The organism is Streptomyces sp. AC512_CC834, from assembly GCF_019049325.1.
In the GTDB taxonomy this organism is placed as follows: domain Bacteria; phylum Actinomycetota; class Actinomycetes; order Streptomycetales; family Streptomycetaceae; genus Streptomyces.
On sequence record NZ_JAGMUO010000065.1, the window covers coordinates 455,173 to 474,071 of the forward strand.

20 protein-coding genes are annotated in these 18,899 nt (G+C 73.2%); 18 read left to right on the top strand and 2 right to left on the bottom strand.

Translation table 11 applies throughout. The features are described 5' to 3' along the window. The first annotated feature begins 158 nt into the window (after positions 1-158). The 18 genes from KUM40_RS24205 (at position 159) to catB (ending at position 16,288) form a co-directional block, all read left to right on the top strand. A complete protein-coding gene (locus KUM40_RS24205; protein ID WP_217168201.1) occupies positions 159-857 on the top strand; it encodes a bifunctional 2-polyprenyl-6-hydroxyphenol methylase/3-demethylubiquinol 3-O-methyltransferase UbiG in 699 nt (232 codons plus the stop codon). A 94-nt stretch (positions 858-951) separates the two neighbouring features. Then, positions 952-1,278, top strand: a complete 327-nt coding sequence (locus tag KUM40_RS24210) for a gas vesicle protein (RefSeq protein WP_217168202.1) — start codon at positions 952-954, stop codon at positions 1,276-1,278. Between the two features lie 36 nt (positions 1,279-1,314). Beyond that, entirely contained in the window at positions 1,315-1,794 is a 480-nt protein-coding gene (gene gvpJ, locus KUM40_RS24215; RefSeq protein ID WP_217168203.1) for a gas vesicle protein GvpJ, read from the top strand. Beyond that, a complete protein-coding gene (locus KUM40_RS24220) occupies positions 1,791-2,585 on the top strand; it encodes a GvpL/GvpF family gas vesicle protein (RefSeq protein WP_217168204.1) in 795 nt (264 codons plus the stop codon). The genes gvpJ and KUM40_RS24220 overlap by 4 nt, the downstream gene beginning before the upstream one ends. A 4-nt stretch (positions 2,586-2,589) precedes the next feature. Continuing rightward, the gene (locus KUM40_RS24225; RefSeq protein WP_217168205.1) at positions 2,590-2,868 is read left to right on the top strand and encodes a gas vesicle protein GvpG; all 279 of its coding nucleotides are present in this window, start codon (positions 2,590-2,592) and stop codon (positions 2,866-2,868) included. After that, a complete protein-coding gene (locus KUM40_RS24230; protein WP_217168206.1) occupies positions 2,865-3,389 on the top strand; it encodes a hypothetical protein in 525 nt (174 codons plus the stop codon). The genes KUM40_RS24225 and KUM40_RS24230 overlap by 4 nt, the downstream gene beginning before the upstream one ends. Continuing rightward, a complete protein-coding gene (locus KUM40_RS24235; RefSeq protein WP_217168207.1) occupies positions 3,386-4,267 on the top strand; it encodes an SRPBCC family protein in 882 nt (293 codons plus the stop codon). The genes KUM40_RS24230 and KUM40_RS24235 overlap by 4 nt, the downstream gene beginning before the upstream one ends. A gap of 18 nt (positions 4,268-4,285) precedes the next feature. Further along, positions 4,286-4,630: a gas vesicle protein gene (locus KUM40_RS24240; protein WP_217168208.1), complete on the top strand. Its 345-nt coding sequence runs from the start codon at positions 4,286-4,288 to the stop codon at positions 4,628-4,630. Further along, a complete protein-coding gene (locus tag KUM40_RS24245) occupies positions 4,627-5,502 on the top strand; it encodes a GvpL/GvpF family gas vesicle protein (protein ID WP_217168209.1) in 876 nt (291 codons plus the stop codon). The genes KUM40_RS24240 and KUM40_RS24245 overlap by 4 nt, the downstream gene beginning before the upstream one ends. Next, entirely contained in the window at positions 5,499-5,747 is a 249-nt protein-coding gene (locus KUM40_RS24250) for a gas vesicle protein (RefSeq protein WP_016325204.1), read from the top strand. Before KUM40_RS24245 ends, KUM40_RS24250 begins: the two co-directional genes overlap by 4 nt. Next, positions 5,744-6,043, top strand: a complete 300-nt coding sequence (locus tag KUM40_RS24255) for a gas vesicle protein K (protein ID WP_217168210.1) — start codon at positions 5,744-5,746, stop codon at positions 6,041-6,043. The genes KUM40_RS24250 and KUM40_RS24255 overlap by 4 nt, the downstream gene beginning before the upstream one ends. Positions 6,044-6,161: 118 nt before the next feature. Then, positions 6,162-7,265: a substrate-binding domain-containing protein gene (locus tag KUM40_RS24260; protein ID WP_217168211.1), complete on the top strand. Its 1,104-nt coding sequence runs from the start codon at positions 6,162-6,164 to the stop codon at positions 7,263-7,265. Between the two features lie 124 nt (positions 7,266-7,389). Continuing rightward, on the top strand, positions 7,390-8,721 hold the full coding sequence (locus tag KUM40_RS24265; protein ID WP_217168212.1) for an ABC transporter substrate-binding protein: 1,332 nt from the start codon (positions 7,390-7,392) through the stop codon (positions 8,719-8,721). A gap of 26 nt (positions 8,722-8,747) precedes the next feature. Beyond that, positions 8,748-9,734, top strand: coding sequence for a carbohydrate ABC transporter permease (locus KUM40_RS24270; protein WP_217168213.1), 987 nt, complete (start codon positions 8,748-8,750; stop codon positions 9,732-9,734). After that, positions 9,731-10,594, top strand: coding sequence for a carbohydrate ABC transporter permease (locus tag KUM40_RS24275; RefSeq protein ID WP_217168214.1), 864 nt, complete (start codon positions 9,731-9,733; stop codon positions 10,592-10,594). Before KUM40_RS24270 ends, KUM40_RS24275 begins: the two co-directional genes overlap by 4 nt. Then, positions 10,591-11,622 (top strand): hydroxyacid dehydrogenase, encoded by a 1,032-nt coding sequence (locus KUM40_RS24280; RefSeq protein WP_217168215.1) that lies wholly within the window; start codon positions 10,591-10,593, stop codon positions 11,620-11,622. The genes KUM40_RS24275 and KUM40_RS24280 overlap by 4 nt, the downstream gene beginning before the upstream one ends. After that, the gene (locus KUM40_RS24285; RefSeq protein WP_217168216.1) at positions 11,619-13,529 is read left to right on the top strand and encodes a DUF2264 domain-containing protein; all 1,911 of its coding nucleotides are present in this window, start codon (positions 11,619-11,621) and stop codon (positions 13,527-13,529) included. The genes KUM40_RS24280 and KUM40_RS24285 overlap by 4 nt, the downstream gene beginning before the upstream one ends. Before the next feature lie 476 nt (positions 13,530-14,005). Then, a complete protein-coding gene (gene catB, locus KUM40_RS24290) occupies positions 14,006-16,288 on the top strand; it encodes a catalase CatB (RefSeq protein WP_217168217.1) in 2,283 nt (760 codons plus the stop codon). On the opposite strand, the gene KUM40_RS24295 is transcribed toward catB, so the two are convergent. Both KUM40_RS24295 and KUM40_RS24300 read right to left on the bottom strand, forming a co-directional pair. Next, entirely contained in the window at positions 16,289-17,170 is an 882-nt protein-coding gene (locus KUM40_RS24295) for a YegS/Rv2252/BmrU family lipid kinase (protein ID WP_217168218.1), read from the bottom strand. It lies immediately after the preceding gene. Between the two features lie 73 nt (positions 17,171-17,243). Further along, complete coding sequence (locus KUM40_RS24300) at positions 17,244-18,842, bottom strand: FAD-binding oxidoreductase (RefSeq protein WP_217168219.1); 1,599 nt, start codon at positions 18,840-18,842, stop codon at positions 17,244-17,246. Positions 18,843-18,899 lie beyond the last annotated feature (57 nt).

Genomic DNA, 18,899 nt, shown 5'->3' on the forward strand with positions numbered 1-18,899 from the left:
CTCCATACGGAACCGGGGGCCGGAGCGTTCAAACGCCTCAGGAATTCTCAGCGATCCCTCACCTGGCGGGCACGGCATCAGCCGGATCGAGTCGCCGCTTCCCTCCCGGGCCACTCGCCCGAAGGGCCCCTTGTCGGCCGCTCGCTCCTGGTGGAACGATGACCACGGCACCGGCTCACCGCACCGAAGGGACCGCCGTGACCAAGGACGACCAGCACCGGCCGGAGGCCGCCGCCGCGTTCGACGCGCTGGGCGCCGAGTACGAGAAGGCGTTCGCCGGGTCGAAGACGCACCGCCGCTCGCTGGAGTGGCTGCTCGCGCGGCTCGCGCCCGGCAGCCGGGTGCTGGACGTGGGCAGCGGCACGGGCAGGCCCACCGCCGAGACCCTCGCCGCGGCCGGGCACGAGGTGCTGGGCATCGACATCTCCCCCGTCATGGTGGAGCTGGCCGCACGGCAGGTGCCGGCCGCCGCCTTCCAGTGCGCCGACATCCGTGACGTACCGCTCGCGGACGCCTCGTTCGACGCCGTATGCGTGTACTTCTCGCTGCTCCAACTGGACCGGATGGAGCAGAAGGCACTCGTCCGGCGTCTGGTGCGGCTGCTGAAGCCGGAGGGGCACCTGGTCCTGGCCACGGTGCCGCTGGACGTGGAGGGCGTCGACGCCACCTTCATGGGGCAGCCCGTGCGCGTGACCAGCTTCCCCGCACAGGACCTCACCGCCCTGGCCGAGGAGGCAGGCCTGGAGGTGCTGGCGCAGGAGGCGTCGCTCTTCACCCCCGCACACCCGGACGCCCGGCCGGAGCCGCACCTCTTCCTGCACTGCCGACGCCGGTCCACCACCGCGCCGCACGCCTGACACACCTCCCCTCGGGCGGTGTACGCCCGGGGCGCCCCCCGGATGGGGTAACTGCGCACGCGAGGACCGGGACCCCACGGTCAGAGTGGGCAGCATGACAGAACCTGGCGAGCGACGGCGCCGCACGACGTCCACGACGTCCACGACCACGCGCGAGCGTGCCGTGCAGGGTGCTCAGGACGCCGCGCGACGTGCCGCCGACGCCCTGTCCGAGCTGATCCGGCACCACCTGGAGGGGGTCTCCGCGGTGTGCCGGAGCGAGGACGGCGGCTGGATCGTCAACGTGGACGTGCTGGAGGTGGCCCGCATCCCCGACACCACCAGTCTGCTGGCCACCTACGAGGTCGAGCTGGACCATGCCTGCGACCTGATCCAGTACCGCAGGATCGCGCGCTACCGACGCGGTGCCCAGGACCAGTGAGCGGACCGTGAGGCCCGCACCCGGAAGGACCACCGCATGATCCCCTACGACGACGAGATCGTCTGCGCACCCCGCGCGGGAACCCTTTACGACGTCCTCGAACTCATCCTCGACCGCGGCATGGTGATCGACGTCTTCGTGCGCGTCTCCCTCGTCGGCATCGAGATCCTCAAGGTGGACGCACGCATCGTGGTCGCGAGCGTCGACACGTATCTGCGGTTCGCCGAGGCCTGCAACCGCCTGGACCTCGAGCACGACGTGCGCTCCACGACCGTTCCCGAGCTGCTCGGCGGTCCGGTCGCCAAGAGCGTGGGCAGGGCGGGCGCCAGGCGGACCGCGCGCTCCCTGACCGACAAGGTGCGCGACGTCCTCACGCCCGAGCACGAACCCGAGCAGGAGGCGGAGGAGGAGGAACCCCTTCCCCGCGAGCGCCCGGAGCGTGGCAGGAGCGCCCAGCGGCCCCGCGGCCGACCGGCCGGCCGCCCCCGCAGGCGCACTGAGACGGAGGACGAATGACCGCGCCCGTCACCACCACCGCCACCAGCACCACCAGCACCACTGACCCCGCCCCCGCCTCCGCGCAGAAGGCCCTGTACGTCTACGGCATCACCCCCGCCGGGGTTCGCACACCCCGCTCCCCCGGTGTCGACGGCGCCCCGGTGCGACTGCTGACCGAGTCCGGTCTGTGCGCCGCGGTGTCGGCCGCACCCCCACGGCTCCGGCCCCGGCGCCGTGACCTGCTGGCCCACCAGGCCGTCCTGGACGAACTGGCGGCACAGGGCCCCCTGCTGCCCATGCGGTTCGCGGTCCTCAGCCCCCGGACCGACACCCTGACCTCCCAACTGCGCACCGACGCAGCCCACTTGGCCGGACAGCTCGACGGCGTACGCGGATGCGTGGAAATGAACGTCAAGGGCACGGTGGTGCCCGGCCACTTCGCCGATCTGGTGCGCCGGGACGATAATCTGCGGAACCTGGCCCTGCGCACCCGACGCCGGCCCGACTACGAGGCCAACGTGCGGCTGGGTGAGGCGATCGCCCTCGGTGTGCGCCGCGAGGCGCGGCGTGCGGCCCGGGAGGTCATCGACCACCTGGCCCCGCTCGCCGTGCGTACGGTCCAGGGCGCGACGGACGACGAGCAGGTGCTCAGCGCCTCGTTCCTGCTGCGCTCGGCGGACGAGACGCGGTTCCGGGAGGCGGTGGCTGCACGGGCACGTGCTTGCGGGGGCCGGCTTGCACTCGGCGTGACCGGGCCGCTGCCGTGCTACAGCTTCGTCGACCCGCGCCCCGCGCCGAACGGCCGGTGAGCGCGTGGGCATCGTGAGCGGTCTCCTCCTGCTGCCCCTCGCACCGGTGCGCGGCACGGCGTGGATCGCCGACCACCTGCTCGAGGAGGCCCGGCGCCAGGTCCACGACCCACGCGCCGTACAGGCGCGGCTGGCCGCACTCAACCGGGCCCTGGACGAGGGTGCCATCGGCGAGGCGGCCTTCGAACGGGAGGAGGAGCGTCTGCTCACCCTCCTCGAACGCCCGGCCCGGCCCGCCGGCCGGACGACAACCACGCGACGAGCACGGAGAAGACACGTATGAGCGACAGTAAGACGGCCCTGGCGGCCGCCATGGCGGGCGGATATCTCCTGGGCCGCACGAAGAAGGCCAAACTGGCCTTCGCGGTCGGCTCCTACCTCGCCGGGCGCCGCATCGGCCTCTCCCCCGGCCAGGTGCTGTCCCAGGGCCTGGGCGACCTGCAGCAGATGCCGCAGGTCCGGGAACTGACCGAGCGGGTGCGCGGCGAGCTGCTGACCGCCGGACGCGCGGCCGTCACCGCCGCCGCGAACCGCAGGCTCACCGGCCTCGCGGACACCCTCCGCGACCGGACCGAGGCGCTCACCGGGGAGAGCCTGCGGGACAACGCGGACGACACGGACGACGCGGCCGACGACGCCCGGGAGGAAGACCGCGAGCCCGCGCCCGCACCGCCGCGCCACCGGACTGCCAAGAAGGCCGCGAAGAAGGCCGCGAAGAGGCCGGCGAAGCACGCCGCGAAGAAGCCCGTGCCCGCGAAGAAGGCGGCCACGGCCCCGGCCCGGCGCGGAGGTGGGCGCGGATGACCCCCGACCGGCAGGACGAGGGTGCGCCGTCCCCCCTCGGCGAACTCAAGGACGCTCTCGGCGGATACCTCTCCGCCACCGGCCACAGCCTCGTCGGCAAGGCGGGGAAGCGGATCGGGAGCCTGACGGACAGCCTGACCACATCCGCCGGCGGCGGCTCCGAGAACGGCGGCTCCCACAACGGCGGCTCCAAGGGCGGCGGCAGTTCCAAGACCGGCGGCGGCAGCGTCAAGGCGACGCACATCATGGAGGTCGTCGACATCGGCGTCCCCCTGCGCCGTGTCTACGACCAGTGGACGCAGTTCCAGGAGTTCAGCGACTTCACCAAGGGCGTCCGCAGTGTCAACGCCGAGGACGAGGTGACGTCGAACTGGAACGTCAAGGTCGGTCCGTCCAGCCGAAGCTGGAAGGCGACCGTCGAGGAGCAGGTCCCGGACGAACGGATCGTCTGGACGTCCGAGGGCGCCAAGGGCAGCACCCGCGGGGTGGTCAGTTTCCACGAACTGGCGCCCCGGCTGACCCGGGTGGTCGTGGTCGTCGAGTACTACCCGGCGGGCTTCTTCGAGAAGACCGGCAACCTCTGGCGGGCGCAGGGCCGCCGACTGCGCCTGGACCTCAAGCACTTCGCGCGGCACGTGACCCTGATGGGCGACGAGGAGGAGATCGAGGGCTGGCGCGGCGAGATCCGCGACGGCGAGGTCGTCAGGAGCCACGAGGAGGCGCTGGAGGAAGAGGAGAACGCCGAGGACGGCGACGAGAACGACACCGAAGACGAGTACGAGGACGAAGAGGACGAAGAGGACGGTGAGTACGACGACGAGGACGAGGAGGAGGAAGAGGCGTATGAGGACGACGAACGCGCCCGCCCGTACCGCTGACGCCGCGGGGAGCACGCGGTGACGGACCTCGACCACCGGTACACGGGCCCGGAGACACAGCTCTGCGCACCTGCCACCGGCAGCCTCGCCGACCTCCTCGAACGGGTCCTCGACAAGGGCATCGTCATCGCCGGCGACATCAAGATCGACCTGCTCGACATCGAGCTGCTCACGATCCGGCTGCGGCTGTTCATCGCCTCGGTGGACACCGCGAAGAAGGCGGGCATCGACTGGTGGGAGACCGATCCCGCGTTGTCGTCCCGGGCCGCGCGGGACGCGCTCGCCGAGGAGAACGCGCGGTTGCGGGAGCGCCTCGACGCCCTGGAGGGGGCCGCCGAGGAGACGACGGGAGCCGTGCGATGAGCACGTACGCCGGCCCACCGGCGGCCCCCGGCGTCGTCTGCGCCTTCGCCGTCACCCGCACCCCGCCGGACCCCGCGGGGCTGGCCGCGGCGACGGGACACGAGGAGGGCGGTCCGCTGCGCGTACTGAGCGCGGGCCGCGGCCTGTGCCTGATCGTCCAGGACGTGCCCGCCGCGTTGTTCGACGAGGAGGCGCTGACGGAGCGGCTCAACCGGCCCGCCGACCTGGAACGCTGCGCGCGCGCCCATCACCGGGGCGTCGAGGCCGCGGCCGGGCGGGGTCCCGTGGTGCCGCTGCCGATGGCGACGCTGTACCGGGGCGACCCGACCGCCGCTCGGGCCGTCGCCGCCCGGCAGCAGGTGCTGGACACGCTGCTCGACCGCCTCCGGGACCGTACGGAATGGGCGGTGAAGGTGCATGCCGCGGAGGCCTCGCAGGACGCCCCAGCGGACGCGGGGACCGGCTCCGCCCCCGCCACCGGCTCCGTCCCCGGCGCCGGCGCCGCTGGACGGGCCTATCTCAGCCGGGCCAGCGCGCGGCGGCGCGACCGGCAGCACGCTCACGGGAAGGCCCTCGCCGAGGCGGAGGCCGTCGACGCGGAGCTGCGGCGCTACGCCGTCGCCGCGACGCGGCACCGCCCGCAGAGCGAGCGGCTGACGGGCCGCCGTGCCCCGCAGTTGCTCAACGTCGCCTACCTGGTGGAGGACGCGCGTCGCACCGAATTCACCCGCGCCCTCGCCCGGCTCACCGCCGACGGCCGGCACCCGTCGGTGCGGGTCGACGCCTCGGGCCCGTGGATCCCGTACTCCTTCGCCCGCTGGGACGAGGACCCCGACCCGCAGGCCGGCCCGGATCAGGAGGTCCGTCCATGACCGTCCCGGACGCCCGTACGCCGGGCCCGGCTCCCGTGCCCTGGGGCGGACCGGAGCCGTACGCACCGGTCGGGGTGCCCCTGGTCGACCTGCTGGACCGGGTGCTGGCGACCGGTGTCGTGGTCAGCGGCGATCTGGTCCTGGCCGTCGCGGACGTGCCGCTGGTGCGGATCTCCCTGCACGCACTGCTGTCGTCGGTGAACGAGCGAGTGCCCGCCCCCTGGCCGGACAGTGGGCCGCTGTGACCGCGCCCCGGGCCCACGCCCTCGATCTGGACCCCGAGCGGGTCACGAACGACCTGGCCGCCCTGGTCCTCACCGTCGTGGAGTTGCTGCGCCAGCTCATGGAACGCCAGGCGGTGCGCCGTTTCGACGAGGGCACGCTGAGCATCCAGCAGGAGGACCGGCTCGGCACGGCGCTCATGCTGCTCGACGAGCGCATGGACGACCTGTGCGCGCAGCACGGTCTGAGCCGCTCCGACCTCAACCTCGACCTGGGCCCGCTCGGCCCACTCCTCTCAGACCCGGACCCGGACCCGTAGCCGTAGCCGTAGCCGTAGGGAAACCCCGGACGTGGGGAAAGGCGCGGGCACCCGGCGCGAGCGATCGTTATGATGGCGCTGAATCGCTCAAACGAACATTCTCGGGTGGGGAGCCCTGATGCGGGAGCCGGTCGATCTCAGGCGCCAGCGGATACTGGCGGCGGTCCAGGCGCGCGGTTTCGCGCGGGTGCGTGACCTTGCCGACGAGTTGCAGGTCTCGGTGGTCACCGTGCGCCGGGACGTCGAGGAGCTGACGCGGGAGGGAAGGCTGCGCCGCGGCCACGGCGTCGTACGGTCCACGCTGCCCGCCCAGGAGACGAGCGTCGACGCGGCCCCCGCGGCCGGGGACCGGGTGGCCGTGGTCGTGCCCGTACGGCACTCGTACCTCAACGAGACCCTGCACGGGGCCCGCACGGTCCTGGAGCGGGCCGGGGTGCGCATGGCCCTGCATCTCTCGCCCCAGGCCTCCGGTGCCGAACGCCCGTTGGTGGAGCGGGCGCTGGCGGACGGCGCGGACGGGCTGCTGATCGCTCCGCGCTGGCGCGGCCGGGCCGACGAGGAGGCCGACCACGAGTGGCTGGCCGGGATCGGGGTGCCGACGGTGCTGATGGAGCGCCGCCCGTGGCGCGGCAGCGCGCTGCACGCCCTGGACTCGGTGTGCTCGGACCACTGGTACGGAGCGCGGCTGGCGGTGGAGCACCTGGTGGGTCTCGGCCACCGGCGCATGGTGTTCGCCACCCGCCACGACAGCCCCACGGCGCGCTCGCTGCGGGCCGCCTTCGCCGAGATCGCCGGGGCGCATCCGCTGGTGGAGCAGTGGGCGTGGACGCTGATCGCGCCGGAGGCCGGGGCCGACGGGCCGTACTCCGCGGACGAGACGGCCGAGTTGCCGGCGCTGATGCGCAAGGTGGGCGCGACCGCGATGGTGCTGCACGGTGACGTGGACGCGCTGATGGTCGTGCAGCGGCTGGCGGAGGAGGCGGTGCGGGTGCCGCAGGACTGCTCGGTCGTGGCGTACGACGACGTCGTGGCCGGTCTTGGTTCGCCTCCGCTGACGGCCGTGTCGCCGCCGAAGGCGGAGGTCGGGCAGGCGGCGGCGGAGCTGCTGCTCCAGCGGCTGGCCGAGGCGCCCGGCAGCCGGACGGGCCGGCGCGTGGAGCTGCTGCCTCGGCTGATGGTGCGGGGTTCGACGGACCGCCTGGCGGAACCGCTCGACGAATGAGCGTTTGAGCGTTTTATTTTCTTCTGATCGATCTATTGACCGTTTGAGTCAGGGCGTTCAGGATTCCGGTGTCCCGAACAGTCGGGTCCGCGCCCCGCGGACCCGCAGGAGCCGCGGAGGCGCCATGCCCGGACGACCCAGCCGTCGGTCCGTGCTCGCCGCGATGGCCGCCCTACCCCTGGCAGGAGCCGTGAGCGCCTGCAGCGGGGGGAACGGCGCATCGTCGGCGCGCACGGGCACCACCACGCGCATCACCTTCTGGTCCGCCCTGCGCGGCAGCCAGGAGGTGGTCGACGCGTTCAACCGCACGCACCGCAGCATCCAGGTGGAGTTCCAGCAGATCCCCTCCGGCGGGCAGGGCGGCTACGCCAAGCTCAGCAACGCCGCCCGGGCCGGGAACGCGCCCGACGTCGCCACCCTCGAGTATCCGCAGGTGCCGGGGTTCGCCATCGACGGCGTCGCCCGGGACGTCACCGACCTGGTGAGTGACGGTCTGCGCCGCAAGCTGCTGCCGCAGGCGCTCGGCCTGACCACCTTCGAACGCCGGGTGTTCGCCGTGCCGCTGGACGTCGAGCCGATGGTGATGCACTACCGCGCCGACCTGTTCGACCACTACGGGCTCGAAGCCGCCCGCACCTGGGACGAGTTCGCCGAGCAGGCCGCGACCGTGCACCGCGAGGCACCCGACCGCCGGCTGGTGCTCTTCCCCACCGACGGCATGACGCAGTTCGCCTGCTACGCCTGGCAGGCGGGCGCCCAGTGGTTCGACACCTCGAAGGGTGCCTGGAACGTCTCCCTCGCCGACGCGCCCTCGCGGCGGGTCGCGGAGTACTGGCAGGGGCTGATCGACCGGGACGACGTCTTCATGAACGCCGTCGAGAGCAGGCGGTCCGACGCGCAGATCGGCAACGGTCTGGTCCTCACCCGGCTCAGCGGCGCGTGGGACGCAGGCGCGCAGATGAACGCGCGGCCCGGGCAGAAGGGCCAGTGGCGGATCGCGCCGCTGCCGCAGTGGGACACCGGCGACCCCTCGGCCGGCACGCACGGCGGCTCGACCTTCGCGATCACCGAGGACAGCGAGCACCCCGAGGCCGCGATGGAGTTCATCGAGTGGCAGGTCTCGCACCCCGACTCCCTGCGCGCCCGGCTCTCCAGCGGCACCAGCAGCCAGTACCCGGCCGCACCCGGCCTGGTCTCCGTCGGCCGCGACGCCTTCGACCGGTCGTACTACGGCGGACAGGACATCTACACCCTGTTCGAGCAGGAGGCCGAGAAGATCGGCGACCAGTGGCTGTGGGGCCCGCGGATGAGCGCCACGCAGAAGGTCATGCAGGACTCCTTCGCCCGCGTCGGCGGCGGCCAGGGCAGCCTCGTCGAGTCGCTGCGCACCGCCCAGGAGGGCACCATGCCCGACCTCAGGGCCCTGGGCCTGTCCACCACCCAGCACAGCACCTGAGCCGACGAAAGGCAGGTGACACACCCATGACCACGACAACCCACTCACGGGTGCCGGCCGGCGCGTCCCGCGCCGCCTCTCCGGCGCCCTCCGCCTCGGGACTGCGCGCCCGCAGAACGGCCAAGCGACGTCAACTGACGGCCGCAGGCGTCCTCATGACGCCGTTCTTCGCCCTGCTGGTCACCGTCTTCCTGATCCCCGTCGGCACCGCCGTCTACCTCAGCTTCTTCAGTGACGACCAGCCCGGCCTCGGCTTCGGCCCCGAGCGCCAGGTCTTCGTCGGACTGCGCTCCTATTCGGCCGTGCTGACCGACCCCACCTTCCTCGGCGGGCTCGGCACGGTCGCCCTGTACTGCCTGATCTACATCCCGTTGATGGTCGTCGCCGCGCTCGCCCTCGCCCTGCTGCTCGACTCCGGAGCGGTCCGGCTGCGCGCCTTCGCCCAGCTCGGCCTCTTCCTGCCGCACGCGGTGCCCGGCATCATCGCGGCGCTGATCTGGCTGTACCTGTACACGCCCGGCATCAGCCCGGTCATCGAGCTGTTCGCGAAGGGCGACATCACGATCGACTTCCTGGGCATCCACACGGTGATCCCGTCCATCGTGAACATCGCCCTGTGGAGCAACCTCGGCTACAACATGGTGGTCTTCTACGCCGCCCTCCAAGCCGTGCCCCGCGAGGTGATCGAGGCGTCCGTCGTGGACGGCGCCGGGCCGGTGCGCACCGCGCTCCAGGTCAAGACGCCGCTGGTGCGCGCCTCGATCGTCATGGTCGCCATCTTCACCCTGATCTGGGCGCTGCAGCTCTTCACCGAGCCGATGCTGCTCAGCCAGTCCTCCCCCATGATCAGCTCGCGGTTCTCGCCCAGCATGTACATCTACGACGCGGCCTTCACCCGCAACAACTACAGCCTCGCGGCGGCCGCCTCGGTCGTCCTGCTGGTGTGCACCATCGCCCTGTCCTACGGCGTCACCCGCTTCACCAGCCGCGCCGACGCCGAGGAGGTCCGATGAGCGCCACCGAAAGCTCCCTGCTCCGCCCGAAGCTGCTGGGCCGCGCGACCGTCAACGTGGTCGTCGCCGTCTCCGTCCTGTACACGCTGCTGCCGGTGCTGTGGCTCGTGCTCGCCTCGGCCAAGAATCGCGACGCGCTGTTCAGCAGCGACCTGCTGTCCCTGAGCGACTTCTCCTTCCTGCAGAACCTCAGGGACCTGTTCGCCATGGACGGCGGCCTGTACGGCCGCTGGTACGTCAACAGCCTGCTGTACGCGGTGATCGGCGCCGCCGTCGGCGCGCTGGTGAGCGTGGCCTGCGGGTACGCCTTCGACAAGTACCGCTTCCGGCACAAGGAGAAGCTGTTCGGTCTGGTGCTGGCGGCGGTCATGGTGCCGCAGACGGTGCTCGCGCTGCCGCTGTACCTGATGGCCTCGGAGGCCGGCCTGGTCAACACCTTCTGGGCGGTGTTCATCCCGGTGCTGTTCAACCCGTTCGGTGTCTACCTCGGCCGCATCTTCAGCCGGGGCTACGTGCCCGACGAGGTGCTGGAGGCGGCCCGCGTGGACGGTGCGGGCGAGCTGACCACATACGCCCGGGTGTCGCTCAGGATGCTCGGCCCCGGACTGATCACCGTCTTCCTCTTCCAGCTCACCGCGATCTGGAACAACTTCTTCCTGCCCATGGTGATGCTGTCCGACCAGGACCTGTATCCCGTCAGTCTCGGCCTGTACCAGTGGAACAGTTCGGCGTCGGTCTCCCCCGAGTACTACCCCGTGGTGATCATGGGTTCGCTGCTCGCCGTACTGCCGCTCATCCTCGCCTTCGTGCTGCTGCAGCGTTTCTGGCGCAGCGGCCTGACCGCCGGAGCCGTCAAGTGACCGTGCACGCCCCCGGACCCGGCTACCGGCCCCGTGCCGCCGTGGCCATGTCCCCGGACGCCGCCTCGGCCGTCCTCGATCCCCAGTCCCTCCGTGCGTTCCGCCGGGTCTGCGACCTCGCGCCGTTGCCGGTGCTCGACGACCTGACCACGCCCCGGGCCGCGTCCGTACTGGCCGACGTCGACCTGCTGATCACCGGCTGGGGCTGTCCGCCGCTCGACGCGCGGGTGCTGCGGGCGGCGCCCCGGCTGCGGGCCGTGGTGCACACGGCGGGCAGTGTCCGGGGCCATGTCACCGACGCGTGCTGGGAGCGGGGCGTCGAGGTCTCCTCGGCCGCCGCGGCCAACGCGCTGCCGGTGGCCGAGTACACCCTGGGCATGATCCTGCTCACCGGCAAGCGGGTACTGGAGCGGGCCCGGGACTTCCGGGTGTCCCGGACCCGCGGCAACTGGCTGCGCACCTCGCGCGGCGTCGGCAACCACCGCCGTACGGTCGGCATCCTGTCGGCCTCGCTGATCGGCCGCCGGGTCATCGAGCTGCTGCGCCCGCACGACGTCGAGGTCCTCCTGCACGACCCGTTCGTCGGTGCGGCACAGGCCGCCGAGCTGGGGGTCGAGAGCGTGGGGCTGCCGGAACTGTTCGCGCGCTGCGACACCGTCAGCGTGCACACCCCGCTGCTGCCCACGACCCGCCATCTGGTCGGCCGTGCGCTGATCGACGCGATGCCGGCCGACGCGGTGCTGATCAACACCTCCCGGGGGGCGGTCGTCGACCAGGACGCGCTGACCGACGCCGTCCTGACGGGCCGGATCCGGGCCGTGCTGGACGTCACCGAACCCGAGGTGCTCCCGCCGGACCACCCGCTGTGGGACTGCGAGCACGCCCTGATCACCCCGCACCTCGCCGGCTCCGAGGGCAACGAGTGGCGCCGCCTGGCCGACCTCGCCCTCGCCGAGACGACCCGCTGGGCGTCCGGCGCCGGCTTCCTCCATCCCGTACGACGCGAAAGGCTGGCGTTCCTGGCATGAGCATCCCGTTCGAACTGCCCACCGAGGACCGGGTGTCGAGCCCGTACACCGGTTACACCCGGGCCCACTGGGAGGCCGTCGCGGACGGGCTGCTGACGGCCGCCTGGCAGTGGGGCACCCCGGGGGGCGCCCTGCTCGACCTGCCGGGACGGCCCTCGCGCTCGGGTGTGCGCTCCGACGGTCTCGAGGGCTTCGCGCGGACGTTCCTCGCGGCCGCCTTCCGGGTGGCGGGCGCCTCGGGAGCCGATCCGCACGGCTGGCTGGACCGCTACGCGCGCGGCCTCGCCTCGGGCACCCGCTCCCCTGGCCGCGACGACACCGAGTCCTGGCCGCTGATCCTCGACCACGACGTGCGGGGCCAGCCCATGGTCGAGTCGGCGTCGGTCGCGCTCGGACTGCGGCTGACCGCGCCGTGGCTGTGGAAGAACCTCGACGCGGGGGTCCAGGACCGGGTGGAGGAGTGGCTGCGCGGGGCGCTGCGGCACGTGCCGGCGCCCAACAACTGGTACCTGTTCCCGTACACGGTCGCCGGGTTCCTGGAGTCGGTCGGCCGCGGTGACGCCGAGACGGCCGCGGCCCGGCAGCGGGTGCTGGAGCTCATGGAGGGCTGGTACCGGGGCGGGGGCTGGTACGCCGACGGCGACGGACGCGCCTTCGACCACTACAACGGGTGGGCGCTGCACCTGTACCCGGTGCTCGACGCCCGCCTCGGCGGCGACGGCGACGCTCTCGCCCGGTACGGGGACCGGCTGCGCACGCACCTCGAGGGCTTCGCGCTGATGTTCGGCGCGGACGGGGCGCCGCTGCACTACGGCCGCTCACTCGCGTACCGTTTCGCCGCCTCGGCCGCCGTGGGCCTGGGCGCGGTCACCGGCCACACCCCGCTGACGCCGGGTGCCTCGCGGCGGCTGGTGAGCGGCAGTCTGCGGTACTTCCTGGAGCGCGGCGCGCTGACCGGCGACGGGCTGCTGAGCCTGGGCTGGCACGGCCCGCACGAGGCCACGCTCCAGTCCTACTCCGGTCCGGCCTCCCCCTACTGGGCGTCGAAGGCGTTCGTGTCCCTCCTCGCCCCGGCGGACCACCCGCTGTGGACGGCGCCGGAGGAGCCCGCACCGGTGGAGGAGGGCGACCGCGTACTGGCCCTGACCGCGCCGGGGCTGCTGGTCCAGGCGACCCGCGGCGACGGGATCGTACGGCTGCACAACCACGGCAGCGACCATGTCCGGCCGCACGAGGGCGAGTCGGCGGCCGAGGACGATCCGCACTACGGCCGGCAGGCCTACTCGACCCGGACCGGTCCCACGGCGTCCGACAACGTCGCGGACAACCACCTGTCGGTCGAGGTGAACGGCCGGTCCAGTGTGCGACGCCGCGTCCGTCCGCTGGGCGCGGGGCACGGCGACGGCTGGGGCTGGGCGGCGTCCTGGCACCGGCCCGTCTTCGCCGGCGGGCCGCCGATGGTGCCGGGGCTGCGGGTGGAGAGCGTGACGGTGGCCCGGGGGCCGTACGAGCTGCGGGTGCACCGGGTGGTAGGGGCGCCTGCCGGGGCCCGGCTCACCCACACCGGCTGGGCCACCGGCCCCGAGCAGCCCCTGGTCTCGGCGCTGCACGGCCTGCACGGCTGGCACCCCGGGACGGAGACCGTCCGCGCGCCGCGGGGCACCGCGTACGCTCCGTGGGCCGAGCTGCCCCGGCTGTCCGGCGAGGCGGGCGGCGGCACCACCGTGCACGTCTGCCTGGCCGCGCTCACCGGCCAACCCGGCCCAGGGTCGCCCGCGGAGGCCGTGACGGGGGCCGTGACGGAGGTCGCGGCGGACGAGCACGGCGTCGAGGTGGTCTGGGCGGCCGACGGCGCGCGCACCCGGGTCTCGTTCGAGCCGGTGGGGGTGACGCACACGGCGGGCTAGATCCTGTCTGACAATTCCCGTCGTCGCCCGGAGGGCGGCCTCGCGGCGTCAGGTGCGTGCTCTGGGGGTCCCCCCGGCCGGAGACTGGGGGGAGTGCCGGGCGTAGAGCCTCGTACTGGATGTACTTGGCTCTGCGCCCGGTGCGGCGAGAGTGCGTGCATGGCGTCGCGAGGCAGACGGGAATTGCTAGACAGGTCCTGGGCGCGGGCCAGGCGGCGCGGCGGTTCGAGGGCTCCGGCCGGCGCTCAGGGGCGGAGCCCTCCCCCGAGCGCGTGCCCCCGGTGGCGTCCCGCACCCGGGCCGGTGACGCTGGTCTGGCACCGGACCTGAGCCGACCGCCTCCGTTCCTCGCGCGTCCTCGCGCGCCCATGCCTTGACTCCCGAAGCCTGGGTACGCGGTCACGGCCCACCACGGCAGTCGGTACTCGAACACGACCGGGCGCGTGCAGCGGCCCGCCCAGAACGGAGAAAGGCCGATGAGCGAGGCCAACCCGATCGAGCGAGCGGTCCGCAAGGTGACCGAGGGCCTGCACGGGGAGGCGGGCGGACCGCCGGACGGGATCCCCGGCCGGCCCGGTCCCGAGTCGCCCGCTGTCGCCGAGCCCACCGAGCCCAGGGAGCCGCTGCCCCCGAAGCCGGACCAGAGCGGCCCGGACACCGTGTCGCCGACCGGTCAGCCCACGGGCGCCGACCAGGCGCGGGTGGCGCAGTCCGGAAGCCGTCTGACGAACGCTCAGGGCACGCGGCTGTACGACACCGATCACTCGCTGAAGGCCGGGCCGCGCGGGCCCGTGCTGTTGCAGGACCATCATCTGCGCGAGAAGGTCATGCACTTCGACCACGAGCGGATTCCGGAGCGTGTGGTGCACGCCCGGGGCGCGGGTGCGCACGGGGTGTTCCAGAGCTACGGCACGGCGGCGTCGGTGACCAAGGCCGGGTTCCTGGCGGCGGACGTGGAGACGCCGGTGTTCACGCGGTTCTCCACGGTGGTCGGCTCGCGGGGGTCCGCCGACACCGTGCGGGACACCCGCGGTTTCGCGACGAAGTTCTACACCAGCGAGGGCGTCTTCGACCTGGTCGGCAACAACATCCCGGTCTTCTTCATCCAGGACGCCATCAAGTTCCCGGACGTCGTGCACGCCGCGAAGCCGCACCCCGACCGGGAGATCCCGCAGGCGCAGAGCGCGCACGACACCTTCTGGGACTTCGTCTCGCTGCACACCGAGGCGACCCACCACACCCTCTTCTTCATGGGCGACCGCGGCATCCCGCGTTCCTTCCGGATGATGGAGGGCTTCGGCGTCCACACCTTCCGGCTGGTGAACGCGGAGGGCGCCACGACGCTGGTGAAGTTCCACTGGAAGCCCAGGCTGGGCGTGCACTCGCTGGTGTGGGACGAGGCACAGATGATCAACGGCATCGACCCGGACTTCCACCGCCGGGACCTCGCCGACGCCATCGAGGCGGGCGCGTACCCGCAGTGGGAGCTGGGCATCCAGACCTTCCCCGACAACCCGGAGCAGACCTTCGAGGGCATCGACCTGCTGGACCCGACCAACATGGTGCCCGAGGAGCTGGCGCCGGTGCAGCCGGTGGGGCTGCTGACCCTGGACCGCAATCCGTCCAACTTCTTCGCCGAGACCGAGCAGGTCGCCTTCCACGTCGGCCACCTCGTACCGGGCATCGACATCACCGACGACCCGCTGCTCGCGGGGCGGCTGTTCTCGTACCTGGACACGCAGCTCACGCGCCTGGGCGGCCCCAACTTCCCGCAGCTACCGATCAACCGGCCGCAGGCGCCGGTCAACGACATGCTGCGCGACGGCATGCACCAGAGCGCCGTGCACCGGGGCGTGGCGCCCTACCGGCCCAACTCCCTGGACGGCGGCTGCCCGTTCACCGCGAGCGCGGACACGGGCGCGTTCGTCGAGGCGCCGGTGCGGGTGCCCGAGGCGACGAAGGTCCGCGAGGCCCCGGAGTCGTTCGCGGACCACTTCAGCCAGCCGCGCCGCTTCTGGCTGAGCATGAGCCCGGTGGAGCGCGAGCACATCGTCGGCGCCTACACCTTCGAGCTGGCCAAGTGCTACGAACAGGCCGTCAGGGAGCGGACGCTCCAGGTGCTGGCCAACATCGACCCGGAGCTGTGCGCGGGCGTCGCCGAGGGTCTCGGCCTGCCCGCCCCGCAGCCCACCGTGCCCCTGGCCGACGTCGAGCCGAGCCCGGCGCTGTCCCAGGTGGGCGGTGTCTGGCCGCTCGACGGCCGGGTCGTCGGCATCGTGACCGGCGGGGCGGACCTGGAGGGCGTGACGGCCGTACGGGAGGCGGTGCTGAACGCCGGGATGGTGCCGCTGGTCGTGGCGCCGACCGGCGGAACCCTCGGCTCCGGCGACGCCGCGCTGACCGTGCAGCGCAGCTATGTCACCGCGCGGTCGGTCGAGTTCGACGCCGTACTGCTCGCGGGGACGCCCGACATGGGCGGCGACGCCTACACCCCGCGGGACTACAAGGCCGCTCCCGCGCCCGCCGGGCAGGGAACGACGATCGACCCGCGGGTGAGCCTGCTGCTGTCGGAGGCGTTCCGGCACGGCAAGGCGATCGGCGTCTGGGCGGGCGGTGAGCCGGCGCTCGCGGCGTCGGGGGTGCCCGCCGACGCCGCGGGGGTGGTCGTCGCCGACTCCGGCACCGCGGCCCTGGAGCGGGTCACGGAGCTGATGGGTTCGCACCGGGTGTGGGAACGCTTCACCACTCCCCGGGGCTGATCAGCACAGGACGCGCAGCGCTCCGGGCAGCACCTTCGCCGTGACCGGGACGACGGCCTCGACCTCGCCGTCGGCGCCGTAGGGCACCGGCCGGTCGGCCTCGATGCGGACCTCCCGTCCGCGCAGGACGCGTACTTGGGGCCGGTGGATGTGGGCGCCCGTGGCGAGTTCGTTCATCAGGGCGAAGAAGAGCAGTCGCGGCGCCTCATGGATCATCACCACGTCCAGCAGTCCGTCGTCCACGCGGGCGGAGGGGGCGATGAGCCGGTTGGAGCCGTAGTAGCCGGAGTTGGCGGCCACCGCGGTGTAGCCGGTGAAGGTGTGCTCCTCGCCGTCGACGGTGACCCGGTAGCGGGTGGCCCGCCAGGCGGCCACGGCGCGCAGCGCGCCCGCGTAGTAGGAGGCGGTGCCGCGCAGCAGGCGGGCGTTGTTGGCGTGGTGGTTGGCGAGCGCGTCGACTCCGGCGTAGACGCTGCCGAGGACGACGGTTCGGTCGTGGACGGCCGAGGTGACCTCGACGGTGTCGACGGGGCGTGGGTCACCGTGCAGCAGCACCCGGGCCAGCCCGGCCGGTTCGGTGGGCAGCTTCAGCGCCCGGGCGAAGTCGTTGCCGCGCCCGGCCGGGACGAGTCCGAGCACGGTCCCGGTGCCGCTGAGGGCGCCGCCGATCCCGCCCGCCATGCCGTCGCCGCCGACGGCGAGCACCACCCGTCCGCGCTCCCCGGCCGCGCGGGCGAGTTCCCGGGCGTGCGCGAGGCTGCTGCTGTACGCGGTCTCGAGACCGGCGCCCGCCTCCCGCAGCAGCCGGGCCACCCCGAGGAGCGCGGCGGCCGAGGTGGCGCCGCCCGCGGTGGGGTTGACGACGGCGGTGAACTGTCGCATCGAGGTGCCTCCGGGCTGGCGGGTGGTGCCGGACTGTTGTCTCACGGGGGTGGGGGCGCGCTGCCCGGCGGGGTCAGTCCGCGGGCAGCAGGACGCCCGGGCTGAGCAGCCCTGCGGGGTCCAGGCTCCGCTTGACGGCGCGCAGGGCCTCGACACCGAGGGGGCCCGCCTCCCGGACGTACCAGTCGCGGTGGTCGGTGCCCACCGCGTGGTGGTGGGTGATGGTGCCGCCGGCGGCGAGGATCGCCTCGTTGGCGGCGTGCTTGGCCCGGGTCCAGTGCGCCACGGCGTCCTCGCCCTGCGCGGAGACGACCGTGAAGTACAGGGAGGCGCCGTTCTCGTAGACGTGCGAGATGTGGCACATGACCAGGGGCGGGGTGCCGGACTCGGTGAGGGTGCCGGTGAGCACCTCGCGGACGGCGGCGTACAGGGCGGGGAGGCGGGACCAGTAGGCCGCCGTCTCCAGGGTCTCGGCGAGCGCCCCGGCGTCGAGCAGGGAGTCGCGCAGGTACGGCGCCGAGTAGCGGCCGTGGGCCCAGCGCTGTCCCGCGTCCTCGCCGGCGAAGGTGCCGCCGCTCTCGCGCAGGACGGCGGCGGCGCCCTCGCGGCGGTGCGCGGTGTCCTCCTCGGTGCCCTCGAAGCCGACGACCGCGAGGCACCCGGCGTCCTGCTTCTGGAGGGAGGCGCCGATGGCCTCGGGCTGGGCCAGGCCGATCAGGGTCTCGGTCTCGTCGGACAGCCGGAGCACCGTGGGACGCGGGCCGTCCTGGGCGAGCCGGCGCAGGGCCGCGGTGCCCTGTTCGAAGGAGGCGAAGCGCCAGCCCTCGTAGTGGCGGACCCGGGGCACGGGCCGCACGCGCACGGTGACCGACGTGATGACGCCGAAGGCGCCCTCCGAGCCCAGGACGAGCTGGCGCAGGTCGGGTCCGGCCGCCGAGCGCGGGGCGCGGCCCGTGTCGAGGGTGCCTTCGGGGGTGGCGAGGGTGAGGCCGAGGACCATCTCGTCGAAGCGGCCGTAGCCGGCGGAGGCCTGTCCGCTGGAGCGGGTCGCGGCGAAGCCGCCGATGGTGGCCCACTCGTAGGACTGGGGGAAGTGGCCGAGGGTGTAGCCGTGCTCGGCGAGCAGCGCCTCGGCCCGCGGGGCGCGCAGACCGGGCTGGAGGGTGGCGGTGCGGGAGACCTCGTCGAGGTCGAGCAGGCGGTTCAGGCGCCGCAGGTCGAGGGCGGCGAAGACGCCGTCGCGCTGCGGGGCGAGGCCGCCGACGACGGAGGTGCCGCCGCCGAAGGGGACGACGCTCAGCCCGTGCCCGGCGCAGGCCGCCAGTACGGCGAGCACCTCGTCGTGGCTGTCCGGGAGGACGACGACGGCCGGGGTGTCGGTGACATCGCCGGTCCGCATCCGCAGCAGGTCGGGGGTGGACTTGCCGCGGGTGTGCCGGATGCGGCTCTCGGCGTCCGTGCGTACGTCGTCCGCGCGTTCGCCTACGGCTGCCTCCAGGGCGCGGCGGGCGGCCTCGTCCAGCGGCGACTCGGGTACGTCGACGTCCTCCAGCGGGAGGGGTGCGGCGGCGCGGGGTGTGACGCCGAGCAGGTCGCGCAGCAGTCCCGTCACGGTGTCGGGCAGCGGCGTCGCCCGGGCGGGGTCGCCCCAGCCGTTCCACAGCATGTCCATCGCCTGTCGTCCTCACGGTCGCTTCGGGGAATGCCGTCCGCACGACCCCAGTGGCGT